We start from the raw sequence: 26,018 nt of genomic DNA on the forward strand, positions 1-26,018 counted from the left end.
CTGAAAGTTTTTCAGACGGCCTTTTTAATGACGTAAACTTTTTTATTCAACAGACAAATACTTTCGCTAAAATCATTTGCCGATCACGCTAAAGTACATTTCTTCACATCCCTACCCTCGCACGCCATCACTTTTTCTATCCAGTCGGCGATATCTTGCCAATAATATTGCGGCTTTTCAGACGGCCTCTCAGGCTGCATTCCTTCATCATTCAACACAACGGGAACACCCTGTTCTACACCGACTTCAAGCAGAATCCAGACGCTGCCTTCATGGGTATCGGCATGTGCTGCTTGATGCTCATATGTCCAGCCAACCGCAGCTTGACCGCCATTTTGCAAAGACTGCATCGCCAGTAATAATGGGTGAAAGCAGGTATCCATATTATTGTCGGCAGCAACAACCAAAGTTGCACCATGCGTGCCTAACGCTTGCGCGGCATGAAAAACGGGGGAATTGTGCAGATTGGCAATGAAGTCAAACGGCATCGCGGCGTGATGGTTCAATACATTATCCGCCATTTTTTCAAACACGGATGGCGAAGAAAACGGCGTACCGAGAAAAACAGCGCAATCAGAACGGATTTCGCTTTGTTCCTTCAGTTGCCCTGCGCCAAGCGCGGCAATCAAACTCAAGCGGCTGAGGCGGCGGGTATCTATACCGCTTTGCTGCTTTAATGTTTGTTTGAGGATTTTGCCGCCGGTGCCGGCGTCCGTATCAAAACGCACAGCGGCGGTAATGCGGATATTAGGATTTACTGTTGCCATTGCCATACCAAAGATGTGTTGCTGCCGCCAAAGCCAAACTGATTGGCCAAACAGAAAAAGCCGCCTTTTGGTGAAGCCGCGCACTCGGAAAAACGAATTTCCCGCCCCTGATAATCGCTGCTTTTGCCTTGTTTTAAAGCGGATAAAAGCAGGGCTGTTTCAAGGGCTGCCGTGGCACCAAGCGTGTGTCCGATTTGCGGTTTGAACGCCATCAAGGGCGGCAGTGTACCGAATATATTTTCCAGTGCGGCCAATTCGGCGGCATCGCTGTCAGCCGTGCCGATGCCGTGTGTTTTAACGGCTGCAATGCTTTCAGGAGCGATGCCTGCAACATCCAAAGCGCGTCGCATCACTTGCTCCTGCGCTTGGCCATCGCTTTGAATCAGGTCATTGCCTGTATTGGCGGCGTGTCCGATAAGTTTCAGACGGCCTGAAGAAGATTCGTGAGCAGCAGAAGATAAGGCAAGCGCGGCAACCCCTTCGCCTAAGATCAAACCGTTTCCGCCAAAAGGCTGATACTGTTCGGTCAGCAAACCCAAGCTGTGAAAATGCAGCAAAGTCAGCCGGTTGAGGTTTTCAATACCAAGTACAAAGGCACGCTCCGCCCCGCCGCGCAAACAATTATCTGCCTGAATCAGCGCATGGACAGATGAAGTGCAGGCAGTAGCGAAACTGAAAATCTGCCGATTGCCGCTGCGCCGGTGCAAATCTTCGGCAAGATAAAGCAGATTGTGTTCCTCTACCGCCCTATTACCCGCAAAATGGCGGTTTTCATATTCGGAGATGGAATAGGAACTAGACCCGATAAACACCGGCGCATCATGCCAGCTTTCAGACGGCCAGCCTGCATTTTCGGCGGCTCGGCGCAAATGTTGTTCGGCAATATCCGCAAATTCCTTCCGCCCCAAACTGTCGCCGGCGAATGCACGAAAATAAGCAGCCTGCTGCGGCTGGTTTAAAAACGTATAAGACACCGCATTAGGCCGTCTGAAATCCGTTTGCGGATTCAAAGCAGAAGTGGCCGCCGTACCGCAAACCCAACTCACGCGCCATGCTCCGCGCGGATAAACGCCGCCAAATCGCGTACGCACATCATATGTTTGCGCACCATACGGTCGCCCTGCAGGCGCACTTGGAAATACTGTTGCAAGGCGACGCTGATTTGCAGCGCATCAAGCGAATCCAAACCGACCGGACTGTCATCGCCAAACAAAAGCGCATCGTCGGTGAAATCATCCATATCCACATCGTCGGCCTTATCGGCCTCTTGCACAATTAACTTTTTCAATTCCGCTTCCAGCTCGTGCTCGGCCAGCGTAAAGGTGTAAGACATTTTTTAAACTCCCATTTTTATATCATGAAGCAACAACTTGTTTTAGCGAAACTCGCTACGCTCGTTTTCAGACGGCCTGATTTATGCAAAATCGCCCCAAAGCGTCTGCATGGCGGCGATGGCCGCAAGTGAGGCGGTTTCGGTACGCAACACCCGTTTGCCGAGCGTAACGGATTGAAAACCGGCATCAAATGCCTGCTGCTCTTCCTTCTCCGTCCAGCCGCCTTCCGGGCCGACCATAAACACGACTTTGCCGGATTGCGGCCGAACATCGCTCAGTTTTTGAGCGCGGTTCAAGCTCATTAACAGTTTGGCCGTCTCCTGCGGCAACTGCCGCAATGCCTGTGCATAAGTCGTCAGCGGCAAAACCCTCGGCACAATATTGCGGCCGCTTTGTTCACACGCCGAAACGACGATTTCCTGCCAACGTGCCACCCGCTTTTCAGCGCGCTCGCCGCTTAAGCGCACGACACAGCGTTCACTGATGACCGGGCGAATTTCCGCCACGCCCAATTCCACGCTTTTTTGCAAAGTGAAATCCATGCGCTCTGCGGCGGATACCGCCTGCACCAACGTAATGTTCAGCGGCGATTCGTTGTCCGTTGCCTCTTCACGCAAAATCCGCACGCTGGCGCGGCGTTTTTCCAAAACTTCGGGCAAAGCCGGATATGACTTGCCATTGCCGTTGAACAACACGATTTCTTCCGTATTTTTCACGCGCAATACATTCAGATGGCGCACCACATTATCGGGCAATTCGACCACGCTGTCGGGGCTTAAGGCAAAATCAACATAAAATCGGGGCATGGTTTCCTGCTTTATTCATGTATATAATTTAAATTTAAAATTTCATGAATGAAGTAGAAACGCGGCGACATGCTCCTGCCTGCTTTCGATTTCATCCACTATAATTTGAAAACTTCCCGAATTTTAATCCACTGTCGCGCAAAACTGCAAAAAACAAGGATATGCCGTGCTATACCGTTTACAGAAAGTCGTCCGCCACATCGCCCAAACCGAAGTCATGCCGCGTTTTCTGAACACGCCGTCACGACGTAAAGAAGACGGCTCGGTTTTGAGTGAAGCAGATTTGGCCGCACAAACCGCTTTTGCCGCCGCCCTGCCCTTATTGGAAGATTGTCCGATGTTGGGCGAAGAGATGAGCGTTCAGGAGCAAACCCGTTTGTGGAACGAACATTCAGACGGCCTGTGGATTGTCGACCCCATCGACGGCACAAATAACTTCGTCAACGGTTTGCCGCATTTTGCCGTATCCGTCGCACTGGTTAAAAACGGGCGCACCGAGCTGGGTGTGATTTACAATCCAGTCAGCGGCGAATGTTTCTATGCCGAACACGGCAAAGGCGCATTTCTCAACGGTACGCCGCTGCCGCTGCGTTCGGTAGAAAAAAAACTCAGCGAATCCATTGCCGGCGTGGAAATCAAATACCTGCGCTCGGGCAAACTCGCCAGCCGCATGAACCCCCTCGCCCCATTCGGCACAATCCGCAGCATGGGCAGCAGCACGCTCGACTGGTGCTATCTTGCCAGCGGCCGCTACGATATTTACATCCACGGCGGACAAAAACTGTGGGACTACGCTGCCGGCGCATTGATTTTTGAAGAAGCCGGCGGCTGCCTGACCACTTTGGAAGGCGATGATTTCTGGAGCGGCGAGCACGTTTTCAAGCGTTCCGTCATCGCCGCTTTGCAACCCGAGCTGTTCAAACAATGGGTGAAATGGATTCGCGAAAATCAGTGAAAATACCGTTTATCTTCAAAATATCACGATTATCTTGCAACTTATTGAAATAATTTCACTTCTTAACAGCATTTAATACTAAAAACGGTAGAATACCAATTGCTGACACAACACCGCTCTTTCATCCCTTTTGGGCGGTGCAGCAAGTAAGACGTTTTCCCGCAATGTATTGGCCATTCATACTTCTCCCTTAGTATGAATGGTTTTTTTTATCTGCAAAAACAGCTCAGGCCGTCTGAATGTTCAGACGGCCTGTTCACATCATTACTTGAAAAACTGTCCGCAACACGCCTTAAACTTTTTGCCCGAACCGCACAAACAAGGCTGTTTCATCGTCGGCAACGCAACGGTCGGATCAATAAAATACCAACGTCCGTCTATTTTCACGAACGCCGACAACTCATGATGGCACTCGGTTTGCCCGTTCTCTTCAAAATACGCCTCAAACTCGACCAAAGCATGCAGCTTACCAAACGGTACATGACGGATAACCTTCAAACCCGACCACTGCGTCTGCTGACTCCATGCCGCCAAATCCTGCTTGTCTAATAAATTCTGCTGCGCAGGAACGGTCGTGTCCACGATATAGTCGATTTCCTGTAAAACATACGCGCTGTAACGCGAGCGCATCAACTCTTCCGCCGTCGAAGCCGCCGCCTCACGCGCATGAAACGGTGCGCAACATTCTGCATAAACACGCCCCGACTGACAGGGGCAAAGTGTAGCCGTCATTCCTAATTACCCAAATAAATCTATTTCAAAATTATAACGCAAACCCGACTCAGTCCGTCTGAAAACGAGCGCAGCGAGTTTCGCCAAAACGAGCGTAGCAAGTTTCGCTAAAACGAGCGTGGTAAATTTCACTAAAATAAGCGTAGAGAGTTTCGCCAAAATAAACGCAACAATCTGATATAATGCGCCTTTTCGATTTTGATTATCCATATGACCATTCCCATCCAAAGCATCAGCCGCCTGTTGCCGCAAACCCAATGCCGCGAGTGCGGCTATGAAGGCTGCTTACCCTATGCACGCGCCCTGTCGGCAGGAGAAGCGCCGGTAAACCTGTGCGCGCCGGGTGGGGAAACCGTCATGAAAGACCTGGCCGACCTGTTGGGCAAGCCCTACCTCGCGCCGGCAAAAACACAAATCAAAGCCGTGGCCCTGATTGACGAATCCGCCTGCATCGGCTGTACCGCCTGCATCCGCGCCTGCCCTGTCGATGCCATTATGGGCGCGTCCAAACTGATGCACACCGTCATCAGCGACGAATGCACCGGCTGCGGCTTGTGCGTTACCCCATGTCCCGTCGACTGCATCGACATGGTTCCCGTATCGCAGCCCTTCCTGCCGTCCGCACGCCGTTTCAGCACCTCTGCCGAACCGCGCTTTGCCGCCGCCGAACACGCACAAAGCCGTTTTGAACGCCATACCGCGCGCAAACAGCGCGACGATGCCGAACGCAAAGCCCTGCTGGCGCAACGCGAAGCCGCCGTCAAAGCCAAACAGGCCGCACAGGCACAAGCCCAAATAGCCGCACCAAGCGCCGCATTCAACCCCATGGATTTGATTGCCAAAGCCATGGCCAAAGCGCAATCGCAACAGGACAAACTCGTCGCCTCCGACAACCGAGAAGACTTCAAAGCGCGCCAAATCGAAGAAGCCAAAGAACGCGCCGAACTGCGCCGCGCCCAGCGTGATGCCAAATACGGCAACGAAGCCGAAAAAGCCGCCGCCATCGAATTTCTGCGCCGCCACAAAGCCGAGCAGGAAGCGGCTAAAGAAGCCCGCTGATTTCCAAAACAACAAACCATTCCGACCGCTTCAGGCCGTCTGAAAACATTGCACGAAAACCAATAACTTTATGACCACACAAGAATTTCCACACCAGCATACCGCCCATTGTGAAAGCGGTGTGATGTCCACCCTGCTCAAATACCATGGCCACAATTTAGACGAAGCCATGATTTTCGGCATTGCCCACGCGCTGACGTTTGTCTGGATGCCGCTGATCAAATTAAACGGCATGCCGCTGGTTTCCTACCGTACCGCGCCGCGCAGCATCATCAAAAACACCTGCAAAGCATTGGGGCTGAAATTATCCGTCCGCAAATTTTCCGACGCACAAAGCGGACAAGCCGCATTGGATGCCGCGCTATCCTCAGGCAAATTGGCCGGTTTGCAAACCTCCGTCTTCTGGCTGCCCTACTTCCCGCCGCAAATGCGCTTCCATTTCAACGCACACAATCTTTTAGTGTACGGCAAAGACGGCAACGACTACCTCATCAGCGACCCCGTATTTGAAACCGTGCAACGCTGCGCCGCCGAAGATTTGCAGCGTGCGCGCTTCGCCAAAGGTGTATTGGCGGCAAAAGGCATGATGTACACCTTGGAAGATAACAGGCCGTCTGAACAAATCATGGCAGACTTACCCGCCATTATCCGCAAAGCCATACGCAAAAACGCCAAACATATGCTCGCGCCGGTCTTTTTCATCGGCGTCAAAGGCATCCGCACGCTGGCCAAAAAAATCGAATCCCTGCCCGCCAAACAAAACGACAAATACCAAAAACTGTTTCTCGGCCATTTGGTGCGGATGCAGGAAGAAATCGGTACCGGCGGCGCAGGTTTCCGCTATATCTACGCCTACTTCCTCGAACAGGCCGCCCGTATCTGCGACAACCCCGCGTTTCAGACGGCCTCAGAACAAATGACCGCCATCGGCGACCAATGGCGGCAGTTTGCAGCGATGTGTGTGAAGCAGTGCAAAAAGCCGTCTGAAAACGGCTGCCGCGAAATCGCCGCATTTTTGCGCAAGATTGCAGATGATGAAGAAGCCTTGTGGCGGGGATTGTTGAAATAATGGGGAATCATGCGGCTTAACTCAATCCGCCGCGTACCGTTTTGAAATCAGGTCGTCTGAAAACTCAAAGAAATGATAAAAATGCGTTACTTAGCCACACTCTTATTATTATGTTCCGCCCTAACCCATGCCGCGCCGCCGAACGGCTTTGCCTTGGTTCATGATGCCGACGGACACACCAACTTACGCGAAAGCCCCGATTTGAAAGCCAAAGTTTTGGCAAAAATCCCCAACGGCACACCGTTGGAATGTTTGGGTGACGGCGGTGAAGGCAGCCTGAGTTTCTGTACTGCCCAGCTGCAACAACCTGCCGCAGAAGACTACGGTTTCATCCATTACAGCCGTCTGATATTTCCCGCCTCCGACAAAAGCTTCGTCCGCCTGCGCGAACAATCGGGTCGCGACGATACGCTGACTTTGTCCGGTAGCGGACAAACGGTACACATCGTAGCCCGCCGCATCCATCCAAAACTCAGCGACTTCTCGGGTATCAGCAAAGACAAATACACCGCGCGTCTCTATCAAGGCAAGCCGTTCTATGGCATGGACTCTATCATTTCCAAAAGCGTGTTCGCGCTTGAACGTATCACGCTAAACGGTCAAGCGGTTCCCGCTGCCGAACTGCAAGGACTGTTCTCGCCCGATTTTGCCGCCACCGCACGCGGCAGCCAGGTGTACAACCGCTGGGAAGCCTATTACCGCCGCAGCGACAAGACGCTTTATCTGTTCGGCAGACAAAGTTCGGGAGCCGGTAGTTTCGATGTCTGCTTTATATTTAAGGACGGCAAATTCCAGCGCCGCTATTTATGGAATGCTGCGATTTAAATATCGCTCGAAAGGCCGTCTGAAACCATGATTCAAATCCAATCCCTCTCCCACCGTTATCCCAAAGCCGAAACCGCCGCGCTGGACAATGTGTCGTTCGACATTGCAGACGGCGAATGTTTGGGGCTGCTCGGTCACAACGGTGCGGGGAAAACGACGCTGATGTCGCTTTTGGCCGGCTTGCAGGAAGTGCGGCAGGGCGAAATTTTGTTTGACGGCAAACCTTTGCGCCTGTTAAGCCGCAACGAACGGCAGAAAATCGGTTTGGTGCCACAGGATTTTGCGTTTTACCCGCAGCTTTCGGTGTGGGACAACCTGCTGTTTTTCGCCTCGCTTTACAAAGTGCGCGACAAAGGCCGTCTGAATGCGCTGTTGGAACAGACCGACCTGACCGCCCACAAAAACAAGGCGGCAAAGCATCTTTCGGGCGGGCTTAAACGTCGTCTGAATTTTGCCATCGGCCTGATTAACACGCCGCAGCTGGTGTTCCTCGACGAAATCACGGTCGGCATCGACCCGCAGTCGCGCCGCTTTATCCTCGACAGCGTGGCGGATTTGACGCGGCAGGGGGTAACGGTGGTTTACACCTCGCACTATCTGTCTGAAATCGAGCAGCTTTGCGGCAAAATCGCGCTGTTGCAACACGGCAAACTGGTGTACCACGGCGGTTTGGACGAGCTTCTAAGCACGCAAACAGGCATCGTGCGTTTTACCGTCGAACCGCCGCTGCCGCCTCAAACGCTAGCCGCTTTGGGTGCAAAGCAAGTGGACAGCCGCGGCATGATGGAAACGGCGCACGATGCCGCCGCCGTTTACGCCGCCCTGCAACAAAGCGGCGCGCAAATCCGCTACTTCCAGCAGGGACACGGTTCGCTGGAAACGTTTTACCTTGATTTCCTGCGCAAAGACGAGCCGGCAACAGATAAGCAAAATCCACAATGACAACTTCCTCCCTCCTCAAAGAACTCAAACTGCTCTGCCGCGACCTGCACGGTTTGGCCGTGTTGTTTGTGATGCCCATCGCCTTCATGCTGATTATGTCGTTGGCACTGAGCCGTGACCAAGACCCGCACACCGACAGCCGCATCGCGCTGGTCGGCGCGGCCGACGACAGCGTCAATACCGCGCTGGCCGCCGCGCTGGAAAAAGAGCAGATTCATGTTACGCGGATGCCGTCTGAAAAACTGACCGACGCGCAACACGGTCTGTACGACAAGCGTTTCCAACTGGTGCTGCACAACCCGAACCACGCCTCCGGCAAAATCGCCGACGACAAAGCCTTGCAAATCTATGTACCGCCCGATACCGAGCCTTCATGGCTGGCAGCGGTCAAAGGCGTTTTGCAGCAGCACTACACCGAAACGCGACTGGACGCTTATTTCGACAACAACGACGGCATCAAAATCGACAATAAAAAACTGCCCCGTTCCATCCGCAAAGACATCCAGAAAAAAGTCGATGAAAAAAACGACGAACAATTCGCCGCCGTGCGCAGCTTTTTAGATAAAAAAATGCTGGAAGAACACTATCTGAGCGCAGGCAGCGGCACGGTGGAAAAACCCAACGCCGTACAGCACAGCGTTCCCGCATGGCTGATTTTCGGTATGTTTTTCATCATGATACCGCTGTCGAACGTCATGGCGCTGGAACGCCAGACCAACACCATCACCCGCCTGCGTCTCGCCCGCGCCTCCGCGTCCGGCCTGATTGCCGCCAAACTTGTTCCCTATTTCCTGATCAACCAGCTCCAATTTGTCGGAATGCTGCTGCTCGGCCGCTACCTGCTGCCCGAAATCGGCGTGCCCGCCCTCATACTCAACGGCAGCCTTGTGCCCTACGCGCTGCTGTCCGCCGCCGTCAGCGCCGCCGCACTCGGCTACGCGCTGTTAATCAGCGTCTGCGCCAAATCCACCGAACACGCCGTCGTCCTCGGCGGCGGCGGCATCATCCTGATGGCGGCAATCGGCGGCATTATGGTACCCGCCCACGTCATGCCCGAAACCATGCAGCAACTCACTTGGATTTCCCCGATGGCATGGGGCTTGAAGGCCTTTCAAGAACTGCTGCTCAACCGCAGCGGCTTGGACGGAATCGGCCGTTACCTCATCCTACTGTCAGCGTTCTCTTTTGCCACGCTGACTGCTGCCGTATTGATTTACCGCAGGCAGTTGCAAACGCAGGTTAGGTTTTAAACGTTTGTCTGCCCTAAGTAGAAAACTTATTTCTCAAAACCATTCCTATAGAACTTCAGGCCGTCTGAAAATATCTTTCAGACGGCCTGATGCTTGATGTGCTATGGATTGTTTCAATAACAAAATATGCTCAACAAAATTCTAAAATCTAAACGCAAAAAAACCTGCTTTTTTCAAAGCAGGTTTTTCATATTTGGTGGGTCGTGAGCGATTCGAACGCTCGACCAACGGATTAAAAGTCCAAATAATAAAATATAACTAATTGTTTCTAAACAGAGTTGAAGCCAGCACCTTCAGTCTGATACAGTTTAATCTTGCCTTATCTCGGCACAAACTAGACACATACTACAGAACGAAAATCCAAGCATTTTTACTCAATTTGCTTTGATTTTCGTTTTTTCTTTTCAGAATAAATAAAGGAAAAATAATGGGTAGAACAATTCGTAACGAACAACCCGATGGTTGGAACGGTTCGCATCTTCTTGAATGTACGCATTCATTAAATAGTCGGTCTCGGATTGATTACTTGATGTATTGTAACGTGCTGAAGACTATGTCTGACGGTCGTCTGAAAGTGTATGTTTATGGAACACGGTATCACTCAATTGAGGGTGGCCGTATCCGTTATGTAAATGATTGGCAGGTGTCCCCTGCTGAGAAATGGGGTGTGAAAAAAACATGAAGAGAATATTGATATTGACAACATCACTCTTTGCTTTTTACCAAACATCAGCGATTGCCGACGCTCCATACCCTCAATACGCTGCATTAGTTGAAAAGCATGCAGCATTACAGCGTTTGGACAAAAATATAGTATGGGCAGTTATGGGACGAGAGAGCTCAGGAAACCGTTATGCTCTGTCCAATAAGAATGCACGAGGTTTGTTACAGGTCATACCTCCCACTGCTGCAAGAATGGGGGTAAATCCGAAAAACCTCTACGACCCGGAACAAAACATCATCGCAGGTACACGTTACCTGCGTTTTTTATGTAACCACTTTCCTGACAAATCCAGCCCACATGGTTGCAATATTGATTTGGTACTGGCTGGGTATAACGCCGGTGAGGGAGCTGTCAGGAAATATGGTGGCATTCCGCCTTATCGGGAAACGCAGCACTACGTTCGCAACGTGAAAGAACGTTACGCACGATTGAGCGGCAATCGTACTGTTTTGGCTTCACACCCTGTTCAGCCTTTTAAACCGAAGCCTATACCTGCTGTTGCCCGATCTGACAGCTCGTCTGAAAACATAGTCAAAGTAGCAGCCCAAGCACCCGTCAAACGATACGCAGAATGGGATGTATTTAAAGAGTTTTAACTGCCTTCGGGCAATTCTTATCACCGCTAAATGCGGTTTTTTTTGTCTTTTAAAAAGGAAATGATGATGAATTACATCAAAAAAGCTGTAACTAATACACAAACAGTTGCAACAGTCGCTTTGCTGGCAATGGCACAAACCGTGTTGGCAGACGGATTTAACGAAGTATCTTCAATGGCAGTAACCATCCGAACAGGTATCTATACCATTGTAGGGATTGTGGCTACGATTTGCTTATTATGGCAAATGGCACAAGGTTTTGGCGGTCGTAAAACATGGGGAGATATTTTGGAAACCTGTTTATGGATTGTTGGTGCTGGTGGCGCGATTGTTATCGCAACTTGGCTTTTCACAAAAGGTGGAAGCTTAAGCTTGTCTTAAGGAAAAGGTATCTGTCGAATGAAAGAAGATATTCATACTGAGCAGCCAACATTTAACGGTATGAATCGTCGTGCAATGGTGGCAGGGATTCCACTTCCGGCATTAGCCGCATGTGGTTTAGCTGCTGTCATATTAACAATGGCAACATTGCCCTTCCTTGAAGGAAGGGCTTTATATTTTCTGCTGCTACCTGTGCCGGTTTTGGCTTTCTTGTACACCATTAGTAAACACGATGATCAAGCCTTAAGAGTTTATTTCTACGAAACGAAATACTTCCTCCGCCGCCGCAATGCCAAGATGTTTAATGGCACCAATACCATTCTCGCCACCAAATTTGGGAGACAACAAAGTGATTATCAGCGATTTTTTGAGCAACGCTCTAAAAGCGCAACCGGCACAGTCGGATTTTCTACCGAAAATCTGCCAACACGTTACAAACAACATCGTTAATTACAAAACGGGACATCTAGCTTTCGTCATCCGTATGGAAGGTCTTCCGTTTGACGGTGTGGACGACAAGCACCTGTTCACGCAGTTTGTATCGTTACGCAACCTGCTCGCCGGTATGGGCAAAACCTTGGGCAACCGTTTGGCGGTGTGGGGAACGCTGCAACGCCAAAAGATTGTCTTTGACCGTGAGTACAAGTTTCAGACGGCTTTCTGTCAGCAGTTTGCTGACAAGTATCTGAAACGCTTTCAGGAAGCGGATTATTTTGAAAACGTGTTCCATTTGACGGTTTTGATTAAGACCGACTTTTTGGAAGCAGGTATTAAAGAAGCAGAGGAGCAAATTCAGATTCTGATGCGCTCACTTGAACCCTACGATCCGTATCTTTTGACTGCCTATAAGAATGAAAACGGTGTTGCCTTCTCGGAGGTGTACTCGTTTTTTGGTAGCCTGATTAATGGAACACGGGAAGAGATTCCTTTGTCTTTTGTCGATGCTTATCAGACTATTCCAGGAGCTAATCTGCATTTTGGTTCTGATTTGTGCGAAATTCGTTCCCAAAACGGGACTCGTAAGTTTGCACAAATGTTCGATCTGAAAGACTTTGGGATTAGTAAACCTAAAATCTTGACATCAATCTTGCGCCTACCTTGTGAGTTTACATTCACTCAAAGCCTTGTGTTCATCAATCCGTATGATATGCAGGGCGAAATTAAGAAACAGTTAAACAATCTGACATCGGTCAACGACAAGGCAACGGAGCAGCAGAAAGAGTTGGAACAAGGTCAGGGTTTACTCGTTTCGGGCGAATTGATGTTCGGCGACTATCATGCAGCGTTGGTTGTGTATGGCAATACTGCTGAAGAAGCGGCCGCAAATGGCGCTCGTGCTTATTCCACGTTTCTGAATGCGGGCGGTTATCGTTTTACTAAAGCAGGTCTTTCCGCTCCGGCGACATTTTTCAGTCAGGTACCGGGCAGTAAGGAAAGACCTCGTTCTTTCCCGAAAACGACAACCAACTTTGCGACAACCTTCGGCATACACAACTACTCGCACGGTAAAAAACAGGGCAATCCGATTGGTGACGGCTCAGCAATTATGCCGCTGCAAACCACATCCAAGACGATTTACGATTTCAACTTCCATTTCTCAAATCTGAAGGAGGACAACCTTGGTGAGAAAATCGCCGGACACACACTGATGTTGGGTGCAACCGGTACGGGTAAAACCACTTTGCAAACATCAATGATGGCGTTCACAGAACGCTTCAATCCTTATATGTTTGTGATGGACTTGGACAGAGGTATGGAAATCTTTATCCGCGCCATCGGTGGTTCTTATTTTGCCTTAGAAGCAGGTGTGCCTACCGGGTTAAATCCTTTTCAACTGCCTGATACACCTTCAAATCGTGAATTCCTGTACAGCTTGGTCGGTATGTGTGGAGCGGACGAGAACGGCAAATTGACGGCTACGGAAGAAAAAGAGATTCAGGCTGCTGTCGATACCTTGTTCAGTATGGATTATGAAAACCGCCGGTTTAGTCATCTACTGCAAAGCATCCCTGTTGTTCCTGATCCTAACTCACTTCGTATGCGCCTTTCTAAATGGTGTGAAAGTGAAGGTGGACGGTTCGCATGGTGCCTGGACAACCCAACAAACATGTTTGATGCTGAAAAGTTCTTCCGTGTTGGATTTGACCTGACCGATATTCTGAAGGACGACTATCCGCCGACCGCTCCGGTTTTAGCGTATATGTTCCACCTGAGAAATATCATGATGGACAAAGTTGCCAAAGAAGACGGCATTCTCGCTTCCATCATTGAAGAATTTTGGTATGCGGCACGTTTTGAGGCATTGCAGGACATCATGCTCAAGATTCTGAAAACCGACCGTAAACGCGGCGGCTGGTTGATTTTGGTGTCGCAATCACCGGAAGATGCGATTTCTTGTCCTATTTTCCCGGCGATTGTGCAACAAACGCCAACTAAAATCTTTCTGCCGAATCCTGATGCCGAATTTGAAAACAGCTACGAACGTTGCGGCCTGACGCTAAAAGAGTTTGAGGAACTTTCCAAACTCTCGTTGGAAAGCCGCACATTCTTGGTTAAGCAGTCGAAACAGTCGGCATTTGCCATGCTGGATTTGTACGGTTTTCATGATGAAATGGCTTTCCTGTCAGGTTCATCTGATAACGTTGAGTTGTTACATCAAATTATGGAAGATGTTGGCAGTGAAAATCCGGATGTTTGGTATCGCCCATTTCTTGAAACCCTGCGAGAACGCCGTGCAGAGAAGAAAAATGTGCGAGCCGCATAATATTCTTTTAATTTAACGAAGGCTGTTTGAATTTCAAACGGCCTTTTTTTTTGCCGCTTGATGCGGCTTTCAACAAGGAACTTATGATGAAATTGAATCTGAAGAAATTATCCGCTATGGCTCTTCTTGTTACGAGTTTAGCAGCTATGCCTTTAGCAGTTACAGCTAGTGGTATTCCGGTAGTTGATGGTGCAGCAGCAGCTCAACGCGCCCAAAACTTCCTTCAGCAGATGACGGAGATGGCTAAGCAACTCGCACAAATGAAACAGCAGTACGAACAACAGGTTAAACAGTTTAAAGCGATGACAGGTTCGCGCAATATGGGCAATCTTTTGAAGGATACGCTCAAAGACCAAATTCCGTCCGAGTGGAGCGAGATTTATAAAGGCGCAAAAAATATCGACTATAAGTCTGTAATTAATAGTAAGGCTTATAACCCTGAAACGGCGCAACGAATGGCTGTGCATAACATGAAGGAGATGGAAAAAGTCTTTAACTCGATGGAGACACAACTTAAATCTCTGTCGCGCTTGATGGACGAAGTCAACAATACACAAGACATCAAAGCCGCTACTGACCTGCAAAACCGTATTTCTGTGGAACAGGCAAAAATCGCCAACAATCAAACCAAGCTGGATATGCTCGATCGGTTGTATAAACGACAACAAGAAATCGAACAGCGCCAGTATGCTTCCCGTGAAGAATGTATGGCACGTCATATCCGTGATCGCAACTATGCGGTCTGCAATCAGTAGTAGCTTTATCGTGCTGCATTCGGGAGTAAGCGAATGCAGCACTAAATAAAATAGGGCAAATTATGGAAACAACTTCTTATTTTTCCGAACTCGCCAACTTTCTACTAAACGGTATGGGAACTAATCTGTTCCAAAAATCAAACAACATGATCAGCGGTATTGCTCCGGTTTTTCAAATCGGCTTTGGGATTTATATCCTGTTGATCGCGTTTGACTATTACAAACGGGGGTTTGATGAAAATGTCGTGGATTTGGGTAAGCGCATGATCGGCTGGTTGCTGATTATCGCTTTTGCGTTCAATTCCAGTCAGTATCAGAAACTTGCCAATATCATGTGGATGTTGCCCGAAAATCTGAGTGGATTGTTGGGGACTTCAACCTATACTGCAAGCGCGTTGGATACCCAAAGCAACAATATCTTAAAGATGATGGAGAATATTTTTGCGTATGCCTCTTCTTTGGATATGCTACAAGTATCAGATAAGCTGATGCTTTATATTGGTGGTACGGTTGCTGTTATATTGGCTTATTTGTTCTTTCTCATTACATTTGCTTATTACCTAATTGCCAAACTATCATTGGCGATGGTAATCGTCATCGGACCTATGTTTATAGGTTCAATGTTGTTTCCTGCAACACGGCAGTGGGGCATGAATTGGATAGGACAAATCCTTAATTACTCAGTTACAGTAGTGTTTTACGTTATTCTAGGTGCATTGCAGAATGATTTTTTCAAGAACCAATTAGAAAGAGCAGTAGTTGGAGAGATCGGATCAGTTGCTCAGGTAGTCGGCTTGATTCCGCTCTTTTTCCTATCAACAACAATTTTTATTTTGGTTGCCTGGAGTATTCCTTCGATTTCTTCCGCTTTAACGGGTGGGGCATCTGTAAACGGTTTCAGTCGAACCGTTATGTCTGTGGCAAGATGGGCAAAAGGTGTGAAACTTCCCGGTGGCGGGAAAGTCAAACCGAAATAATCCAATTTTAGGAGAATATGATCATGACTTTCGTAACTAAAATGCTTTGGTGGATGTTGTTGCTTTCTGTGGGCACATTGATGTTTATCGGTATGTTCGGCAACTTGATGGAAAGTTCTTTGGCCAGATTAGCCGGGCTATGTATCGGTTTATCGATTTTTGGATTATTTTTTAAACTGCTTGACCGACCAGTACCGGTTCGTTTTGATGATTAATACTCTAAGGGTTTAAATATGGATTATTGCAAGATTACTAAATTTGCTGCTATAACAGCCCTGAGTTTGGGCTTGAGTGCCTGTGCTGAACTGACTGACGGCCTCAGCGCCATCAACGGTACTTTGGCGGGCATTAATTCAGGTATGGCCGGTTCGGGAGCAGGGCAAGCTAAAGACACTTTGTCTTTAGGCAGTAAATCGACAGCTCAATACGAATTAAAAAACTTGAAAATGCTTGTTGTCCAAAGAGGTGGCAGTTATAAGGGGGCGATTCCACAGGCAGATATAACCTTTACTGGTGAGGCTTTAAACAAAACCAATCGTCTGATTGTGGTTAATGTGTCCGTTCCTATTTATGACAAACAGGGATATTATGTGTCGGCAGTATCAACCGACATCCACATACCTCCTAAAGAGAAAGTCAAAATTGACAACTTTCGTACAACTCTTTCTCTAACCGATGATAATCGTTTCAATATTCAAAAAACGCAATATCACGCAACAACCTATTAATCTATCTGAGAAGAACACCCCAATCGGGGTGTTTTTTTTGGGCTTATCGATTCATAAATCAAGGAAATCCCCGTGAAAACCATCCTTCTTCTCTCCCTTTCTATCGCACTTTGTGCATGTTCCGGAAAAAAGCCTCCTCAACCTCACGGTACGCCTTTTCCGATTAATTCAACTATTCAAGCAAGAGGATAAATGATGCCTGACAATTCACAAAAAGCCAGCAATAACAAAATGGCTATTGAGTTTATTAATGCTGCAAAAGGTTTTGAAAGCGCAGAAATTGTGCGTGTTCATAAATCAGCAAAAATTGCATGGCGCATCAGTGGTGCGTGTCTCTTGATCACAGGCTTGGCAGTTGGAGCAGTAGCAGGTCTGACACCTTTAAAAGAGACACGGCCTTATGTAATCAAGGTCGATAACAACACCGGGCAAACGGAAATCGTAACGATGATGAAAAATCAGGAACAATCCTACGGCGAAGTTATGGATAAACACTGGTTGACACGTTACGTCCAACTTCGTGAAAGCTATGACTGGGTAACAATTCAGGATAACTACGATGCGGTTATGTTGATGAGTTCCCCTGAGATTCAGGCAGCATTTTCAAAAATCTATAACGACAATCCGCAAGCTCCGCATAAGGTATTAAAAAACCAATACAAGGTAGTCGCCAAAGTAAAAGCCGTGACTTTTATTGGTAGTACAGCGCAAGTCCGTTTTGAAAAACGTATGGTACCGATTTCGGGAGATTTAAATCAGGAAATTCCTGTTCAAAACATGATCGCAACTATCGGCTACGAATATGCGAACCAGCCTATGAGTGAGGAAGCCCGCCGTATCAATCCATTGGGCTTTATTGTCAAAAGTTATCGCGTCGATCCGGAAACTGCGCCATAACAGAAAGGGTTAACGATGAATGTAAAAATGAAACTGACAGCATTACTGCTGATGGGACTTTTACCTGCTGTATCCGGAGCGGTATCTGTTCCCAAAGGGTCGGCTAAAGACGGCCGCATCCAAACCGTTGTGTACAATCCCGATGATGTTATTCATGTTCATGCTCGTATTGGAGAAGCTGTTTTAATCCAACTTGAAGATGGTGAATTGCTGACTGGTGATACAAGCGGCTTGGGTATGGGTGATACAGAAGCCTGGAATTTGGCAGTTCGAGGTAACAATCTCTATATGAAGCCGGTTGCTTCCGCTCCAGCCACAAATATGTTGATTACAACTAACAAAAAACGAACATATGCCTTCGATTTGTCGCTGACCGGCAAGAAAAATGGCAAATATGTTCAAAAGCCGACTTATTTACTTCGATTTGTCTATCCTGATACTGCGGAATATAAAGCGCGTGCCGAAGCTCAGAAACAGGCTAAGGCTTTGGAAAAAATCAAAGGAACAAGGCATCGATCCAGTGTTCAGTACAATTACAACTATTGGGGTAAGGGTAATAAAGCACTAGCACCGACAGCGGCCTACGATAATGGCCGCTTTACTTATTTCAGCTTTGATAACGGTCGAGAACTGCCACTGATTTACAAAGTTATGGCTGACGGTACAGAAATGTTGCTTAACAGCCATGTGGAGGGCGATACCGTGGTAATCCATGAAACTGCAAAACATTTTGTTTTGCGCCTCGGAAAATCTGTGCTTGGTTTGGAAAATCGTAGCTTCGATGAACAAGGCACGTTTAATCGAACCGGCACCGGCAATCATGATTTTGTCCGTATTAGTAGAGAGAAGGAAGGCAGATGAAATTCTTCGACAAATTCAAACGAAAAACTAAGCCTAATACCGTAGAAAACGGTGATTTTACAAAGCCTGAAGCCCTATCCCAATCTGTTCAGAACGATAAAATCGAACCCGGCATACCACTGAATCTAAATACTGCTACACCTAATAATATGCGTAAGGTCGCTTTAGCAGGAGTAGGCATTCTTGCGGTAGGTGTCATCGTATCGGGACTGATCGGGATGACGGGTGGGGATGAAGAAGCGGAAGATTCTCAACCAAAGATTGCTTCTGCTCCTGAAGTAACAGGGAGTAAAAACTTTGCCCAGGATAAAGCGGAAATTGCTCTGATGGATCAACAAGCCGCTTCAGATCCCGTTCCGGATGAGGGTGCTTCCGAGCCTCAACCGGAAGTGGCTTCACAAGTCCAAACGGGTGCAGTTCAACCCACTGTTCAACCGGTGGAGCAAGTACCCTACGATAGCACTGTTCAAGCCACACCATCTGAAACTACGCCTTCTCAAACCCCTAAAGACCGCAAAATGAGTGGTAATGTTTTAGTTAAGTTCGATAGTAGTATCTCTGACTTGGGCAGCACTTCATCTGAAAGTAGCGCACAACTGAATACAGGTAGCCCTCCAAGTTTCTTTGGGGGTGAGGATGGAGGTGGTGCTACACAGGGAGGTGGGGGCAGTTTTGGTTCGCGACTGAATGCGACTGTAACGGCTTCAGCCCAAGCACAACAACGTGGAGATTTGACATATCTGCTGGCCAAAGGAACGAATATCCCTTGCGGATTGGATACCAAGATCGTAACAACCCAGCCTGGATTTACCCGGTGTATCGTATCGAAAGATGTATATTCCGCTAATGGACAAACCCTTCTGATCGAACGTGGCAGTAAAATCATCGGTGAACAAACTTCCGCCTTGTTGCAAGGACAAGCACGAGTCTTCGTGTTATGGAATGAGCTGGAAACGCCGACTGGCGTAAAAGTGCCACTAGCGAGTCCAGGTGCAGGGGCTTTGGGTGAAAGTGGTCATGCTGCTTATGTTAAATACCATTTTTGGAAACGTTTCGGCGGTTCTATTATGATTAGCTTGATTGGTGATATTGGTGATGCTGTTGGTAATCGCCAAAATCGAACTTCGGGCAATAATAATCACATCTCGTATGAAAATACGAGCGAGGCCGCGCAACAGATGGCAACCGAAGCCTTGAAAAACAGTATCAATATTCCGCCAACCGGTACGATTAATCAGGGTTCACTGATTAACATCATGGTTGCCCGGGATGTTGATTTCAGCAAAGTATATGAGTTGGTTAATCCTTACGGATACTGATTCAGACGGCCTGCCCCTCCGGGGGCAGGTTTTTTTATGAAAGCCAAATCCAAATGACACAAAACCCGACAACTTTTCACGGGCAGGCATCTATCCATTCAGATGCGGTTGTCCGCAACTTGATGGCCAAAACAGGTTTGGACGATTATCTCAACCGAGAAGGCGTAACCGAAGTACTGATTAACCGGGAACGCGAAGTCTTTTTGGAAACCTCGGCCGGTTTTGAGCGGATTGAAGACGACCGACTGACACTGCCGATTTTGACTCAGCTTGCTACCGCGTTATGTACCTATAACAGCAAACACATCAGTATGGAGCAACCTATCCACTCCGTTACTCTGCCTGACGGCGAACGCGGCCACATCATGATACCGCCGTCCTGTGAAGACAAAACTATCGTCTATGCTTTCCGTAAACCGTCGCAGACACGTTTTACATTGGACGATTACATACAGACGGATCGTGTTTCCCGTTTTCAAGATGTATCCGCCTTTGGAGCTTCAGCCGACCTTAATCTTGGCAAAATGGAAATAGACAACAAATATTTTCGGGATATTTCTGACAAGATGAAGCTGCCACATGACGTACAACTTGCACCTTGGCAATATGAAATGTTGGATCACAAGGCAAACCGTAATATGAACGCCTTTTTTGCTTTGGCCATTAAACACAAACTCAATATCTGTATGGTCGGTGGCACCGGCTCCGGTAAGACGACGTTCACTAAAGCCCTGTCCGATTTGGTACCGTCAGAAACCCGTATTATTACGCTGGAAGACACGCATGAGCTTGACTTGCCCATGCACCTTAATCATGCCCATCTCTTTTACAAAGGCCATATCACGGCAAAAATGTTGATTGCCGCCTGTATGCGTTTAAAACCCGACCGCGTTTTCCTGACTGAGCTGCGTGGCGACGAGGCTTGGGATTATATCTCGCTCTTAAATACAGGCCATCCGGGCGGCCTAATGTCCGTCCATGCCAATGATGCACGGAGCGTCCATTACCGTATCGCCCAACTGGCGAAAGAATCGGCAACCGGCCGGACAATGGATTACGACTATATCCTCAACTCGGTTAAATCCAGTATTGATGTTGTTGCCTATTTTGAAAAGACTCATATGACCGAACTGTATTTTGACCCGGTTGAAAAATTTTATGCCATGCGTGGCCGAGTTTAAGGAAGAAATATGCCATACCTAAACCGTATTGAAGTAATGGGTAATTTGGGAAAAGACCCGGAATTGCGTTATCTGCCCAATCAAACGCCTGTAAGCAGTATTTCACTCGCCTATACAGAAAAATGGCGTGATAAAACCAGTAACGAACAACGTGAACGAATCGAATGGTTTAATGTTGTGTTGTACGGCAAACAGGCAGAAACAGTTTGTCGCTACATGAAGAAAGGTGATTGTTTGTGGGTTGCAGGTAAGTTGCAATCACGCCGTTACGAACATCACGGTGTTGAGAAGACTGTGTATGAGATTATGGCTGGAGAAATACAGATTATTCATACCAAAAACCAAAACGAAACTGTGTCCGGTTTGGAATATCTGTAAGTTTTAGAGTTCAAGCTGTAATCGTATGCCCGCTTTAAGCGGGCTATATTTTTTTATGGGGCATTAGAGAATGAAAAACAAGTTAATTGGGCTGTTGGCCATGCTGGGCATTTCTGTTCCAATAAGTTTTGCTGGTGGCATGTACCTAGGTAGTATCGTAATGACCGCATGGTTGAATTTAAAAAGCGAGCCATCCGTTAGTATGTTGTACCACTATTGGAAATACTACGACCGGTTGAGACCTGGCGCTCAGACGGCCTTTGAAGTATCAGTCTTTATTGCTCTTCTGATTCCAATTGTAGTTGCCGTGATAATTTGTGCAGCAATGCTGATGAAACCAAAACGTGAACTGCATGGATCGGCGCGCTTTGCCAATCGTATGGAAATCACGAAGCATGGTCTTTTGAAAAAGAAATTTACGGGTGATGAGGAACCGGATTTACTGATTGGAAAATATGGTAACGATTATTTGCGTTGGTCAGGTAACGAATTTTTATATTTAGCCGCACCTACCCGGTCAGGAAAAGGCGTAGGGATTGTGATTCCAAACTGTCTTCACTACCGGGACAGCATGGTCGTATTTGATCCGAAACTGGAAAACTTCCTGATTTCAGGTGGCTATCGGTCTTCTCATGGGCAGGATGTATTTTTGTTTAATCCAGGCGGACGTATGCCGGAACACGAGCGCAATCCGAACGCGCCTTTGGTTTCACACCGTTGGAATCCTTGTACCTATATTCGCAGAAATCCCGTCTATACCTACAAAGATGTGAAAAACATCGCTTCCATCATGTACCCAAAGCCGTCTAAAGATAACGGCAGTGCGACCTTTTTCCAGGAATCTGCACAAAACCTGTTTGCCGGTCTGTTGCTCTACATGGTTGAGACGGAATCGGAGCGCGACTTATCCTTACCTGAAAACAAAACCACGTTGGCCAACCTGTTCCGTTTAACGACACCATCGGATGGTAGAACGTTGGCAGAGTGGATTAAAGATGAAATGACATTGCGCGAACAACAGCCTCATACACAGTTGAGCCAAAACTGCCGCAGCCTACTGATGGGCTTTGCCAACGGTAACGCCAAAACGGGCGCAGACATTTTGGCAACACTGATTGCGCCTTTGGGCATTTTCATTGACCCGGTAGTCGAAGCGGCAACAAGTGGCGACGATTTTTACTTGGATGAAGTACGCAAAAAAAGGATGACGGTTTATATCGGTATCGTTCCGACTGAAACAGCCGTATTTTCACGACTGACGAACCTTTTTTTCAGCCAACTGATTACAGTAAACGTCGAGCAGGGTTTGCCGTCCAACAATTCCGATGCGCTGAAATACCAATGTTGCCTATTGATGGACGAATTTACCGCCTTGGGTGTAATTCCAGCCATTCAGCACGGTGTCTCGTATATCGCCGGTTACGGTCTGCGTCTTCTGCTGATTATACAAACTCCATCTCAGGTAACTGATCTATATGGACGTGATGCAACACGCACATTTTTCACCAACTTTGGCTGTCAAATTGTCTATCCACCGCGAGAACAAAGCGATGCTGATGAATACAGTAAACTTATCGGTTACGAGACTTACAAAGCCAAATCTACATCACGGTCAGTAGGGAAAGGGGGAAGTCGAAGCACAAGTACCAGTGATCAACGCCGAGCAGTGATGAATCCGGACGAGTTGAAGATGATGCCGAAAAGCGACTGTATCATCAGCTTGGGTAACAGCCGTCCGATCTATGCCAAGAAAATCGTATATTACACCGACCCCGTATTCGCTAAACGGGCAAATTGGACATTGCCGGAGATCCCGGTTTTGGATATTCATACCGATGTTAGATCACCCATCACTGCATCTAAAGCAACATTCGTTTCTCCCGATGAGATGGATAGTTTCCATTGGAAGGATGCTTCAAACTCAGAAGAAATTGCCGGTGCAATCCTATCCTCGATTATTCCGCCGGATAGCCCGCCGGAATATATCAATGAACTGATGCCTGTGCTTTTGGAAAATTGGGGTGAAGACTCACTGCCATTTATCAAGCAGTTCATAGGTGATAACGTCCAAGCCGGAGCATAAGAGAAGCGGTCTGCAAAATGCAGGCCGCTTTATTTTTTTCAGTCTATAAGGAATTGAAGATATGAGCGACATTGATGACATTCGCAGTGCTTTGAGTTATATCGACTCACAAGACCGAGATACTTGGTGGCAGGTTGGCGCAGCCGTTAAAGATGAACTGGGTGAGAACGGATACGACCTTTGGGATGAATGGTCTCAACGTGCCGATAGTTATTCTGCTCGTGATGCTAAATCGACCTGGAAAAGCTTGAAGCCAGGAATGTGGCACATTGAAACCGTATGGAAGTTGGCGCGGCAGAACGGATGGCAGCCTACCAAGCCTTATACGCCGCCGAGTGCGGAAGAGCTTGAACGTCGTAAGGCAGAATCCGAAGCAAAACGTTTGGCTGCCGAACGCGAACGGCAACAAACACAACAAAAGGTCAAAATCACAGCACAAAAGATATGGCAAAGCAGCCGACCTGCCTCTTTGATCCATCCCTATCTTGCTGCCAAAGGAATTACCAACCCGGATGCCATCGCCGGTCTGCGTCAAAACGAATATAAGGACAACGACAATCTGATTATCCCCGTCCTGTACGAAAATGAGATCGTCAACCTGCAATCCATCAACCAAGATGGCGGTAAACGTTTCTTGGCAGGAGGTCAGGTTCAGGGAGCATATGCCTTTATCGGTAAGGCTGAGGATGTAGAAAAGGTTGGTGTCGTCATGGCGGAAGGATATGCTACGGCGGCAAGTATCTACGAAGCCACTGGCAAGCCCGTCATCATTGCTTTTGATGCAGGTAATATGGTTGCCGTTGCCGAACGACTGGCACAAAAACTTCCTCAAAACGTACCTGTCGTGGTTGCAGTTGATAATGATGCTTCACAAACCGGCATTAAAAAAGCACGACAGGCGGTTGCTTTATTGGGCGATCGTGCCACGGCAATCCAGCCCGAATTTACCATGACGCAGATACAACAATATCAGAAAGGCAAAGGGGTAGATGAAAAAGGCCGTCCCCCTTTACCGAGCGATTTCAACGATCTGCACCAACTGGCCGGTTTAGAGGCTGTCCGTCAAACCTTTAAAGAAGGTATCAATCTCGTCCCAAAGCCCGACATCAGCAGCCAAGAACAGACAATCGCTGACGAATTGGAGGCATGGCGCGAAAGGGTAGAGAAAGCCAACCATAGCCTGCCCGAACCTGAAAACTTGGAGAACCCCATGAATCCTGAAAACAAAGACAACATTCAGACGACCTCTTCTAATACAACCAACAGTATTGAATACGATGGTCGAACCCAAACAGTCAATGAGCCGGTTTACCGTGAGTCTGACTTTAAACATTACGAGTTGCATGATGCAACAACCGACATCATGTATTTACGCAAGACACCCGAAGAAATTCAACAAGACTTGGATAAAGAAGGTACGCTTAAATTCTATGAAGGTATAACACATGATGGACAACACGTAACGTTTTATAAAACGGAGCAAGGATGGGAAGCACCCCTAAAAGATGAGCCTGCTCAAGAAATGAGCAAAAAAGAACAGTCTTCTACCCGCTCCGAATCGGAATTTACTGCCCCAAAGTTCGATAGGCCGTCTGAAACTGAACCAAACGCCCGCAAGGTCGTTTTAGACCTGCAATATCGTATCCCTGACAACATCAAAACGCGTTACCACAGCGTAGGCGGCAAATTCTATTCCGTTTCAGACCACAAAACAGTGCTGTTTGAAGATAAAGGCAAGCAGTTAAAAACAGCCCTTTCTGATCCGCAAACAGTCAAGGATATGTTGGAAGTTGTCAAAGCCAAAGGTTGGGACAGCATCAAGTTGTCGGGCAGTAAAGATTTCCGTCAGGCCATGTTTATTGAAGCCGCCGCCCAGGGTATCCGTACCAGTGGCTACAACCCGACTGCCGCTGATTTGCAGCGAGTGGAAGCGTTGCGGGAACGTTACGCGCAAAACGGCATTACACCGGAGATGGTGCGTGAGCAGGAAAGACGACAACCGGAAGTAGAGAAGGAACAGCCAAGACAAGAGCCTCACAAACGAACAGAACAGGGTAACTCTCAAAGCGAAACGGGGAAGCCTACACAGGAGCAGGAACAGCTTAAACCCGAGGTTGAACGTGAAGAGCGCATTCATACCCAGCCCGATGCTGCCATGCTGTCTGCCGCTGATCGACTGAAAGCGCAAAGCACACTGCCATCCGACAGAACAATCAATGCTTCTCCACGAGCTGATACCGATATTGACGTACCGGTTCATTCCATTGGTCGGGAAGAAGTTCCCGCCGAAGTCGTGCATCAGACTGATGATATGAAGGCGGCTGCGTTGAATACAGGCTTTGTTGCGGCGAAAGATCATTATATGCAGAAAGCACAAAAGTTGAGTAAGCCCAATCAAAAGAAACTGGCAATGTATGAACGTGGTGTGATGGATTCAATACGCGGGCTGGAAGGTGATGTACGCACAAAAGCCCTGCGAAACTACTACGAGCATACCGCCAAAAATATGCACGGAACGAAGCTGGAATTGCCCGATCCAATTCAGATTCCAAGTCCGACACAAGAGCAGCAGATGGCAAAAGGCCGGGAGCAATACAGTCCTGAAAGAGGGCAGGATCCGGAAATTACAAGATAA

The 26,018-nt window shown here is 48.0% G+C and carries 27 protein-coding genes; 21 read left to right on the forward strand and 6 right to left on the reverse strand.

Annotated elements, in window-relative coordinates; translation table 11 throughout:
- Nucleotides 1-83 precede the first annotated feature (83 nt).
- From HMPREF2711_RS03800 to HMPREF2711_RS03815, 4 genes are all read right to left on the reverse strand, one after another.
- Nucleotides 84-773, reverse strand: coding sequence for a hypothetical protein (locus HMPREF2711_RS03800; RefSeq protein ID WP_036493945.1), 690 nt, complete (start codon nucleotides 771-773; stop codon nucleotides 84-86).
- Nucleotides 755-1,813, reverse strand: a complete 1,059-nt coding sequence (locus HMPREF2711_RS03805; RefSeq protein WP_003748217.1) for a beta-ketoacyl synthase N-terminal-like domain-containing protein — start codon at nucleotides 1,811-1,813, stop codon at nucleotides 755-757. The genes HMPREF2711_RS03800 and HMPREF2711_RS03805 overlap by 19 nt, the downstream gene beginning before the upstream one ends.
- A complete protein-coding gene (locus HMPREF2711_RS03810) occupies nucleotides 1,810-2,100 on the reverse strand; it encodes an acyl carrier protein (RefSeq protein ID WP_003748215.1) in 291 nt (96 codons plus the stop codon). The genes HMPREF2711_RS03805 and HMPREF2711_RS03810 overlap by 4 nt, the downstream gene beginning before the upstream one ends.
- An 81-nt stretch (nucleotides 2,101-2,181) precedes the next feature.
- A complete protein-coding gene (locus HMPREF2711_RS03815; RefSeq protein ID WP_003748213.1) occupies nucleotides 2,182-2,907 on the reverse strand; it encodes a 16S rRNA (uracil(1498)-N(3))-methyltransferase in 726 nt (241 codons plus the stop codon).
- Nucleotides 2,908-3,073: 166 nt separating this feature from the next.
- Here HMPREF2711_RS03815 and HMPREF2711_RS03820 point away from each other — a divergent pair, with 166 nt between their 5' ends.
- A complete protein-coding gene (locus HMPREF2711_RS03820) occupies nucleotides 3,074-3,862 on the forward strand; it encodes an inositol monophosphatase family protein (protein ID WP_070615570.1) in 789 nt (262 codons plus the stop codon).
- A 264-nt stretch (nucleotides 3,863-4,126) separates the two neighbouring features.
- On the opposite strand, the gene HMPREF2711_RS03825 is transcribed toward HMPREF2711_RS03820, so the two are convergent.
- Together HMPREF2711_RS03825 and HMPREF2711_RS03830 are read right to left on the reverse strand one after the other, a co-directional pair.
- Nucleotides 4,127-4,594 (reverse strand): YchJ family protein, encoded by a 468-nt coding sequence (locus HMPREF2711_RS03825; protein WP_003748207.1) that lies wholly within the window; start codon nucleotides 4,592-4,594, stop codon nucleotides 4,127-4,129.
- Nucleotides 4,595-4,600: 6 nt separating this feature from the next.
- Nucleotides 4,601-4,804: a hypothetical protein gene (locus HMPREF2711_RS03830; RefSeq protein WP_003748205.1), complete on the reverse strand. Its 204-nt coding sequence runs from the start codon at nucleotides 4,802-4,804 to the stop codon at nucleotides 4,601-4,603.
- Here HMPREF2711_RS03830 and HMPREF2711_RS03835 point away from each other — a divergent pair, their 5' ends adjacent.
- The 20 genes from HMPREF2711_RS03835 to HMPREF2711_RS03930 all read left to right on the forward strand — a co-directional run bounded on the left by HMPREF2711_RS03835 (nucleotide 4,805) and on the right by HMPREF2711_RS03930 (nucleotide 26,018).
- Nucleotides 4,805-5,653 (forward strand): RnfABCDGE type electron transport complex subunit B, encoded by an 849-nt coding sequence (locus HMPREF2711_RS03835; protein ID WP_003748204.1) that lies wholly within the window; start codon nucleotides 4,805-4,807, stop codon nucleotides 5,651-5,653.
- Nucleotides 5,654-5,723: 70 nt separating this feature from the next.
- Nucleotides 5,724-6,722, forward strand: a complete 999-nt coding sequence (locus tag HMPREF2711_RS03840) for a BtrH-related acyltransferase DarH (protein WP_003748200.1) — start codon at nucleotides 5,724-5,726, stop codon at nucleotides 6,720-6,722.
- Between the two features lie 81 nt (nucleotides 6,723-6,803).
- Nucleotides 6,804-7,547, forward strand: coding sequence for an SH3 domain-containing protein (locus HMPREF2711_RS03845; RefSeq protein ID WP_003748199.1), 744 nt, complete (start codon nucleotides 6,804-6,806; stop codon nucleotides 7,545-7,547).
- Nucleotides 7,548-7,574: 27 nt separating this feature from the next.
- A complete protein-coding gene (locus tag HMPREF2711_RS03850) occupies nucleotides 7,575-8,489 on the forward strand; it encodes an ABC transporter ATP-binding protein (RefSeq protein ID WP_003748196.1) in 915 nt (304 codons plus the stop codon).
- Nucleotides 8,486-9,739 carry an ABC transporter permease gene (locus HMPREF2711_RS03855; RefSeq protein ID WP_003748194.1) on the forward strand — a complete coding sequence of 418 codons (1,254 nt, stop codon included), beginning with the start codon at nucleotides 8,486-8,488 and terminating at the stop codon, nucleotides 9,737-9,739. Before HMPREF2711_RS03850 ends, HMPREF2711_RS03855 begins: the two co-directional genes overlap by 4 nt.
- 678 nt (nucleotides 9,740-10,417) lie before the next feature.
- A complete protein-coding gene (locus HMPREF2711_RS03860) occupies nucleotides 10,418-11,059 on the forward strand; it encodes a lytic transglycosylase domain-containing protein (protein WP_070615761.1) in 642 nt (213 codons plus the stop codon).
- 66 nt (nucleotides 11,060-11,125) lie between these two features.
- Nucleotides 11,126-11,440: a TrbC/VirB2 family protein gene (locus HMPREF2711_RS03865; protein ID WP_283118178.1), complete on the forward strand. Its 315-nt coding sequence runs from the start codon at nucleotides 11,126-11,128 to the stop codon at nucleotides 11,438-11,440.
- A gap of 18 nt (nucleotides 11,441-11,458) precedes the next feature.
- Nucleotides 11,459-11,890, forward strand: a complete 432-nt coding sequence (locus HMPREF2711_RS11250; RefSeq protein ID WP_070615577.1) for a VirB3 family type IV secretion system protein — start codon at nucleotides 11,459-11,461, stop codon at nucleotides 11,888-11,890.
- Nucleotides 11,891-11,924: 34 nt separating this feature from the next.
- On the forward strand, nucleotides 11,925-14,204 hold the full coding sequence (locus HMPREF2711_RS03875) for a VirB4 family type IV secretion/conjugal transfer ATPase (RefSeq protein ID WP_283118179.1): 2,280 nt from the start codon (nucleotides 11,925-11,927) through the stop codon (nucleotides 14,202-14,204).
- A gap of 83 nt (nucleotides 14,205-14,287) precedes the next feature.
- Nucleotides 14,288-14,959, forward strand: a complete 672-nt coding sequence (locus tag HMPREF2711_RS03880) for a TrbJ/VirB5 family protein (protein ID WP_141745647.1) — start codon at nucleotides 14,288-14,290, stop codon at nucleotides 14,957-14,959.
- 62 nt (nucleotides 14,960-15,021) lie between these two features.
- Nucleotides 15,022-15,936 (forward strand): TrbL/VirB6 family protein, encoded by a 915-nt coding sequence (locus HMPREF2711_RS03885; RefSeq protein WP_049323728.1) that lies wholly within the window; start codon nucleotides 15,022-15,024, stop codon nucleotides 15,934-15,936.
- Between the two features lie 23 nt (nucleotides 15,937-15,959).
- A complete protein-coding gene (locus HMPREF2711_RS03890) occupies nucleotides 15,960-16,151 on the forward strand; it encodes a hypothetical protein (RefSeq protein WP_128582986.1) in 192 nt (63 codons plus the stop codon).
- An 18-nt stretch (nucleotides 16,152-16,169) separates the two neighbouring features.
- Nucleotides 16,170-16,664 (forward strand): hypothetical protein, encoded by a 495-nt coding sequence (locus HMPREF2711_RS03895; RefSeq protein WP_070615584.1) that lies wholly within the window; start codon nucleotides 16,170-16,172, stop codon nucleotides 16,662-16,664.
- Between the two features lie 192 nt (nucleotides 16,665-16,856).
- Nucleotides 16,857-17,561 (forward strand): VirB8 family type IV secretion system protein, encoded by a 705-nt coding sequence (locus tag HMPREF2711_RS03900; protein WP_114139676.1) that lies wholly within the window; start codon nucleotides 16,857-16,859, stop codon nucleotides 17,559-17,561.
- Nucleotides 17,562-17,588: 27 nt separating this feature from the next.
- Nucleotides 17,589-18,422: a P-type conjugative transfer protein VirB9 gene (gene virB9, locus HMPREF2711_RS03905; protein ID WP_065423771.1), complete on the forward strand. Its 834-nt coding sequence runs from the start codon at nucleotides 17,589-17,591 to the stop codon at nucleotides 18,420-18,422.
- Nucleotides 18,419-19,741, forward strand: coding sequence for a type IV secretion system protein VirB10 (virB10, locus tag HMPREF2711_RS03910; protein ID WP_053088399.1), 1,323 nt, complete (start codon nucleotides 18,419-18,421; stop codon nucleotides 19,739-19,741). Before virB9 ends, virB10 begins: the two co-directional genes overlap by 4 nt.
- Nucleotides 19,742-19,794: 53 nt before the next feature.
- On the forward strand, nucleotides 19,795-20,922 hold the full coding sequence (locus HMPREF2711_RS03915; protein ID WP_070615587.1) for an ATPase, T2SS/T4P/T4SS family: 1,128 nt from the start codon (nucleotides 19,795-19,797) through the stop codon (nucleotides 20,920-20,922).
- A 9-nt stretch (nucleotides 20,923-20,931) separates the two neighbouring features.
- Nucleotides 20,932-21,300, forward strand: coding sequence for a single-stranded DNA-binding protein (ssb, locus tag HMPREF2711_RS03920; protein WP_070615590.1), 369 nt, complete (start codon nucleotides 20,932-20,934; stop codon nucleotides 21,298-21,300).
- A gap of 70 nt (nucleotides 21,301-21,370) precedes the next feature.
- Nucleotides 21,371-23,383 (forward strand): type IV secretory system conjugative DNA transfer family protein, encoded by a 2,013-nt coding sequence (locus tag HMPREF2711_RS03925; protein WP_070615593.1) that lies wholly within the window; start codon nucleotides 21,371-21,373, stop codon nucleotides 23,381-23,383.
- Between the two features lie 61 nt (nucleotides 23,384-23,444).
- A complete protein-coding gene (locus tag HMPREF2711_RS03930) occupies nucleotides 23,445-26,018 on the forward strand; it encodes an LPD7 domain-containing protein (RefSeq protein ID WP_070615596.1) in 2,574 nt (857 codons plus the stop codon).

It is taken from the genome of Neisseria sp. HMSC070A01, from assembly GCF_001810165.1.
GTDB lineage: Bacteria > Pseudomonadota > Gammaproteobacteria > Burkholderiales > Neisseriaceae > Neisseria.

Excerpts from the sequence above, each read along its gene's own strand:
- HMPREF2711_RS03800 (WP_036493945.1), bottom strand. The coding sequence starts at position 773 with ATGGCAATGGCAACAGTAAATCCTAATATCCGCATTACCGCCGCTGTG.
- HMPREF2711_RS03810 (WP_003748215.1), bottom strand. The coding sequence starts at position 2,100 with ATGTCTTACACCTTTACGCTGGCCGAGCACGAGCTGGAAGCGGAATTG.
- HMPREF2711_RS03815 (WP_003748213.1), bottom strand. The coding sequence starts at position 2,907 with ATGCCCCGATTTTATGTTGATTTTGCCTTAAGCCCCGACAGCGTGGTC.
- HMPREF2711_RS03825 (WP_003748207.1), bottom strand. The coding sequence starts at position 4,594 with ATGACGGCTACACTTTGCCCCTGTCAGTCGGGGCGTGTTTATGCAGAA.
- HMPREF2711_RS03830 (WP_003748205.1), bottom strand. The coding sequence starts at position 4,804 with ATGGATAATCAAAATCGAAAAGGCGCATTATATCAGATTGTTGCGTTT.
- HMPREF2711_RS03835 (WP_003748204.1), top strand. The coding sequence starts at position 4,805 with ATGACCATTCCCATCCAAAGCATCAGCCGCCTGTTGCCGCAAACCCAA.
- HMPREF2711_RS03840 (WP_003748200.1), top strand. The coding sequence starts at position 5,724 with ATGACCACACAAGAATTTCCACACCAGCATACCGCCCATTGTGAAAGC.
- HMPREF2711_RS03845 (WP_003748199.1), top strand. The coding sequence starts at position 6,804 with ATGCGTTACTTAGCCACACTCTTATTATTATGTTCCGCCCTAACCCAT.
- HMPREF2711_RS03850 (WP_003748196.1), top strand. The coding sequence starts at position 7,575 with ATGATTCAAATCCAATCCCTCTCCCACCGTTATCCCAAAGCCGAAACC.
- HMPREF2711_RS03855 (WP_003748194.1), top strand. The coding sequence starts at position 8,486 with ATGACAACTTCCTCCCTCCTCAAAGAACTCAAACTGCTCTGCCGCGAC.
- HMPREF2711_RS03860 (WP_070615761.1), top strand. The coding sequence starts at position 10,418 with ATGAAGAGAATATTGATATTGACAACATCACTCTTTGCTTTTTACCAA.
- HMPREF2711_RS03865 (WP_283118178.1), top strand. The coding sequence starts at position 11,126 with ATGAATTACATCAAAAAAGCTGTAACTAATACACAAACAGTTGCAACA.
- HMPREF2711_RS11250 (WP_070615577.1), top strand. The coding sequence starts at position 11,459 with ATGAAAGAAGATATTCATACTGAGCAGCCAACATTTAACGGTATGAAT.
- HMPREF2711_RS03875 (WP_283118179.1), top strand. The coding sequence starts at position 11,925 with ATGGAAGGTCTTCCGTTTGACGGTGTGGACGACAAGCACCTGTTCACG.
- HMPREF2711_RS03880 (WP_141745647.1), top strand. The coding sequence starts at position 14,288 with ATGATGAAATTGAATCTGAAGAAATTATCCGCTATGGCTCTTCTTGTT.
- HMPREF2711_RS03885 (WP_049323728.1), top strand. The coding sequence starts at position 15,022 with ATGGAAACAACTTCTTATTTTTCCGAACTCGCCAACTTTCTACTAAAC.
- HMPREF2711_RS03890 (WP_128582986.1), top strand. The coding sequence starts at position 15,960 with ATGACTTTCGTAACTAAAATGCTTTGGTGGATGTTGTTGCTTTCTGTG.
- HMPREF2711_RS03895 (WP_070615584.1), top strand. The coding sequence starts at position 16,170 with ATGGATTATTGCAAGATTACTAAATTTGCTGCTATAACAGCCCTGAGT.
- HMPREF2711_RS03900 (WP_114139676.1), top strand. The coding sequence starts at position 16,857 with ATGATGCCTGACAATTCACAAAAAGCCAGCAATAACAAAATGGCTATT.
- virB9 (WP_065423771.1), top strand. The coding sequence starts at position 17,589 with ATGAAACTGACAGCATTACTGCTGATGGGACTTTTACCTGCTGTATCC.
- virB10 (WP_053088399.1), top strand. The coding sequence starts at position 18,419 with ATGAAATTCTTCGACAAATTCAAACGAAAAACTAAGCCTAATACCGTA.
- HMPREF2711_RS03915 (WP_070615587.1), top strand. The coding sequence starts at position 19,795 with ATGACACAAAACCCGACAACTTTTCACGGGCAGGCATCTATCCATTCA.
- ssb (WP_070615590.1), top strand. The coding sequence starts at position 20,932 with ATGCCATACCTAAACCGTATTGAAGTAATGGGTAATTTGGGAAAAGAC.
- HMPREF2711_RS03925 (WP_070615593.1), top strand. The coding sequence starts at position 21,371 with ATGAAAAACAAGTTAATTGGGCTGTTGGCCATGCTGGGCATTTCTGTT.
- HMPREF2711_RS03930 (WP_070615596.1), top strand. The coding sequence starts at position 23,445 with ATGAGCGACATTGATGACATTCGCAGTGCTTTGAGTTATATCGACTCA.